The organism is Propionibacterium sp. (assembly GCF_047719395.1).
In the GTDB taxonomy this organism is placed as follows: domain Bacteria; phylum Actinomycetota; class Actinomycetes; order Propionibacteriales; family Propionibacteriaceae; genus Propionibacterium.
The window spans coordinates 1-4966 of the sequence record NZ_JBDNTB010000095.1 but is presented as its reverse complement, the minus strand read 5'-3'; the positions used below and the strand labels follow the sequence as shown (position 1 = coordinate 4966).

The following is a 4966-nucleotide window of genomic DNA, read 5'->3' as shown; positions in this document are numbered from 1 at the left end:
GGGGGGCGGGGGGGGGTGCCGCTGCTGGTGGGGGCGCAGCCGCCGGCGCCGGCGGTGCGGCGGCAGGTGGTGGTGCCGCGTCGGGTGCGGCGGCTGGTGCGGCTGGTGGTCCGATCGGTGCCGCTGCCGGTGCGGCGGCTGGTGTGGCGATGGGTGCGGCACGCAAGGCTGGCCAGGCGGCGCAGGGCACGGTCGGGCAGGCGACCGGGGAAGGGGATGGTCCCAGTGGCAGCAAGTGAACCGCAGGGCGCGGTGAAGACGTATGGGAACTGGCGCCGGCCCCAGAGTGCCGGGATTCTTGGCCTCGGCTCTGTGGGGACGGGCGGGCTGATCGGCGGGTTCGTGCTCATGGTGATCGCCATCATGGTGGGCGGCTTGGTGCCGGGCTTCATCGTGTTCGCGCTCCTGTGCGTGGCGGTGGGGCTGGTCACCGTCAAGGACGGCCACGGTCGCACGGTGCTGCAACGGGCGGCCGCCCGTGTCGGCTGGTGGGCGACTCGCACTCAGGGAGAGCACCTGTATCGCTCGGGCATCCTGGGGCGCACACCGTGGGGCACGGCTCAGCTGCCGGGCATCGCCGCCCCGACGAGGCTGACCGAGTGGCAGGACTCCTACAGCCGCCCGTTTGCGCTGGTCGAGTCGCCGGCCAGCGGCACGTTCAGCGTGATCCTGGGCACGGACCCGGACGGCGCCGCCCTGGTGGATGAGGACCAGGTGAACATCTGGGTGGCGGATTGGGGTAACTGGCTGGCCGCCCTGTCGGTCGAACCGTCCTTGGTGGCCGCGGCGGTGACGGTGGAGACGGCGCCGGACACGGGCACGCGGCTGCGCCGCGAGGTCGCCTCGAACTTGGACCCGGACGCCCCCGAGGCGGCGACGCGGATGCTCCAGGAGGTGGTGGACACTTACCCGGCGGGCGCCTCGTCGGTCAAGGCGTACGTGGCGCTGACGTTCACGGCTGCACCCCGGCCGGGGGCGTCGCGGCGCAAGCCGGACGAGCTGGCCCGCGACCTGGCTTCCCGCCTTCCGGGGTTGACGGAGTCGTTGAGCGCGACTGGTGCGGGGGCGGTGCACCCGCTGGACGCGCAGACGCTGTGTGAGACGATCCGTATCGCCTACGATCCGGCGGCGGCCACGCTCATCTCCGAGGCTCACGCCTCCGGCCAGGTGCCGGACCTGTCTTGGTCTGATGTGGGTCCGGTGGCCGCCGAAGCGCAGTGGGCCGGCTACCGCCACGACTCGGGGTGGTCGCAGACCTGGGAGATGACACAGGCGCCGCGCGGGATCGTGCGTTCCTCGATCTTGACGAGCTTGTTGGCCCCCCACCCGGACGTCGCACGCAAGCGGGTCACTTTGCTGTACGAGCCGGTGGACACGGCCAGGGCTGCGGCGTTGGTGGAGAATGATCGGCATTCGGCCGAGTTCCTGCTCTCCGCCAGCTCGAAGCCCAGCGCCCGGGCAATCCACTCGTTCAGGCAGGCCGATAAAACCGCGACCGAGGAAGCGGCAGGGGCGAGCCTGGTCAACTTCGGCTTGCTGGTGACCGCGACGAGCGTTGACCCCGCGCGTCGCGCCGACGCGGCCGCGGTGGTGGACAATCTGGCGGCCTCCGCGCGCATCCGGCTGCGGCCCGTGTATGGGTCGCAGGATTCCGCGTTTGCCGCCTGCCTGCCCCTGGGGCTTGTGTTGAGTCGGCATATGCGGGTTCCCGCCGAGCTGAGGGGGAAAATTTGAGTACGAAGAAAACTCCCAAGCCGCGGCCGCTGTCCACGCCGTCCCGCGGGTGGATCGGCCGTGGCCGCGGCACGGCCACGATGGTGCAGGCCCCACCCCAGTGGCGGGGCACCAGCGTGCAGGTCTGCGGTCTGTGGCCGTTCGCGGTCGGCTCGGGCACCCCCATGGTGGGGGTGCCCCTGGGCCGGCATATCCGCACCGGCGCCACCTTGTGTTGCGACCCCATCTCCTGGTTCCAACGAGCCCACCTGATCTCCAACCCGTCCGCCTTCATCCTGGGACTGCCAGGCCTCGGCAAGTCGACGGTGGCGAGGCGCATGTCGTTGGGCTTGGCCGGCTACGGCGTGAGCTCGCTGTATTTGGGGGATTTGAAGGGGGAGCATGTTCCGTTGATCCGCGCCCTGGGCGGCCAGGTGATCCGCCTGGGCCGTGGCCGCGGGTCCATTAACGTGCTCGATCCTGGCGAGGCGCGTGCTGCGGCCACCCGCCTGACGGGTTCGGCCCGCGCCGAGGTGCTGGCCGATGCCCACACTCGACGGCGCACCATGGTGTCGGCGCTCATCACGATTATGCGGGGCGTGCCGCCCACCGATCGGGAGGAGACGATCGTGGACCGAGCGTTGCACGTGCTCGACGACGCGGCCGTCCCGGGCCAGGTGCCAGTCCTGGGGGATCTGTTGACGGTGATCCGGCAGGCCCCCGAGCCGGTGCGCGAGGTCGCGCTGGATCGGGGCAGCCTCGACCGGTACCGGGAGGTGACCGAGAACCTGGAGGCGTCGCTGCTGGCGGTCTCCTCGGGGGGCCGGTTCGGGGACATGTTCTCCCGTCCGACCTCGGAGCCGATGCGCCGCGACCGCTCGATCGTGGTCGACATCTCCGGGCTGGACGAGGGCGACACCGACCTCAAGGCCGCGACCTTGCTGGCTTGCTGGTCTGCGGGCTTCGCCACGGTCAACGTCGCCCAGGCCCTTGCCCAGGCCGGTTTGGAGCCGATGCGGCACTACCTGCTCGTCCTGGACGAGCTGTGGCAGGCGCTGCGGGCGGGCCGGGGCATGGTCGACCGGGTGGACTCTCTGACCCGCCTGAACCGGTCGTGGGGGGTAGGTCAGATTCTTCTGTCCCACACGATGCGCGACCTCATGTCCCTGCCCGATGAGGCCGATCGTATGAAGGCCCGGGGTTTCGTCGAGCGGTCGGGCATGGTGATCTGCGGCGGCCTGCCCCATGACGAGATGCGCCGCCTGAACGATGCGTCTGTGCGCCTGTCGCACAGCGAAGAGACGATGCTGGAATCCTGGCAGGACCCACCCTCCTGGGACGCGCAACTCGGCCGGGAGGCCGAGCCGCCCGGTCGGGGCCGCTTCTTGGTCAAGGTCGGCGGCAAGCCGGGCATCCCGATCCGGGTCGAGCTGACCTCGGCCGAGCGGACGCTCAACGATACGAACGTGCTGTGGCACCAACAGTCCCGGGTGGGCGCCGACGCTCAGCCGGCACACCGTGAAGGAGTGGCGTGATGGCACAGAACAACCGGCGCCGCGACCCCGGCGGGCTCGACGGGCAGACGATCTTCCTCCTGCTGATCGTCGGGGTCGTGGCCCTCGTCCTGGTGGCCGTGAACGTCCCACTCCGCCTGGCGCAGGCATGGACCGGCGCGCCGACGGGTCTGCCGGGTGACCCGTTCACCCTGCTGTGCGACGTGGCCGCGCACAAGGTCGCCTTCACCGCGACGGCCTGGTGGCTTCTGGCCGGGCTTGCCGCACTGCTCCTGCTCGTGGCGATCGCCGTGGGCCTGCTGGTCCACGCCAGGCGTGGCCGGCACAGCCGTGTGGATCAGGCGGCCACCTGGATGGGACAGGGGCGCGACATTCACGCGCTGAGCCGCAAGGCGGTGGGCGCCTCCGCGGCGCGCCTCGGCGTGTCGGCCGTGCCGGGGCTGCCCATCGGAGTGACCGTGACCGGCGCCCACCCGCTGTTTAGCTCGTGGGAGGACATGCGGATTACGATCGCCGGGCCGCGTACCGGCAAGACGACCGCCATGGTCGTCCCCGAGATACTGGCGGCCCCCGGCGCGGTGCTGGTCACCTCGAACAAGCGTGACGTGGTCGACGCCACCCGCGACGTGCGGGCCGGTGCCGGCCCGGTGTGGGTGTTCGACCCGCAGGGCATTGCGCTGGAAGAGGCGACCTGGTGGTGGAACCCGCTGTCCTACGTCACCGACGAGGTGCGGGCGACGCGGCTGGCCGAGCACTTCGCCGCCGGGTCCCGGCAAGTCGGGGCTCGCACCGACGCCTACTTCGACAACGCCGGCCAGGACCTCCTGGGCGGACTGCTGCTGGCGGCCGCCCTCGACCACCGGCCCATCACCGACGTGTACGTCTGGCTGACCCGCCCCACCGACGACACCCCGGTCGAGGTGCTGCGCGCCGGCGGGTTCGCGCTCACCGCCGACCAGGTGGCCGGGGTGATCGACGCGCCGGAGAAGCAGCGAGGCGGGGTCTACGGCACAGCCATGCAGATGGCGTCGTGCCTGACCAACCGGCAGGTCGCCGGCTGGGTCACCCCGCAGGGCTCCGCCGACCCGCGCCCCCAGCTTTCTCCCGAGGCGTTCGTGCGTGCCGACGGCGGCACCCTTTACAGCCTCTCGAAGGCGGGCCGGGCCACGGCCGGCCCCCTGGTAACGGCCCTCACAGTGGCCGTCGTCGAGGCCGCCGAGGAGCTGGCGGCCCGCTCTCCGGGCGGGCGCCTGGCCACGCCCCTGGTGGGGGTGCTCGACGAGGCCGCCAACGTCTGCCGCTGGCGCGAACTGCCCAACCTGTACTCCCACTACGGGTCGAGGGGGATCGTCCTCGACACGGTCCTCCAGTCCTGGTCGCAGGGCGTCGAGGTGTGGGGCGAGGGCGGCATGAAGAAGCTGTGGAGTGCGGCGAACGTGAAAATCTACGGGGGCGGCGTGTCCGAGGCGTCGTTCCTGGAGGACTTGTCGCGCATGATCGGGGACCACGACCGGCTGGCGTCCTCGACGTCCTACGGGCGCGGGCCGCGCACCGTCTCCCATCAGCTCCAGCGGGAACGCATCCTCGATGTCGCAGACCTGGCGGCGCTGCCGCGGGGCCGCGCCGTGGTCATCGGGGGGGGGGGCCCCCCCCCCCCGGGGGGGGCGGCGCCCCGGGGGCGGGGGCCCCCCGCCGGGGGGGGGGGCGGCCCCCGGGCCCCGGCGCGGCCCCCCGGGCGG

At 72.0% G+C, this 4966-nt stretch carries 4 protein-coding genes; all 4 read left to right on the top strand.

The window, feature by feature from the left end:
- A partial coding sequence (locus ABF648_RS11815) for a hypothetical protein (protein ID WP_415632445.1) occupies positions 1-239 on the top strand: 239 nt, incomplete at its 5' end.
- The gene (locus ABF648_RS11810) at positions 226-1734 is read left to right on the top strand and encodes an SCO6880 family protein (RefSeq protein ID WP_415632444.1); all 1509 of its coding nucleotides are present in this window, start codon (positions 226-228) and stop codon (positions 1732-1734) included. The genes ABF648_RS11815 and ABF648_RS11810, both read left to right, overlap by 14 nt.
- Complete coding sequence (locus ABF648_RS11805; protein WP_415632443.1) at positions 1731-3248, top strand: ATP/GTP-binding protein; 1518 nt, start codon at positions 1731-1733, stop codon at positions 3246-3248. The genes ABF648_RS11810 and ABF648_RS11805 overlap by 4 nt, the downstream gene beginning before the upstream one ends.
- The coding region (locus ABF648_RS11800) for a type IV secretory system conjugative DNA transfer family protein (RefSeq protein ID WP_415632442.1) at positions 3248-4966 on the top strand (1719 nt) is incomplete at its 3' end. The genes ABF648_RS11805 and ABF648_RS11800, both read left to right, overlap by 1 nt.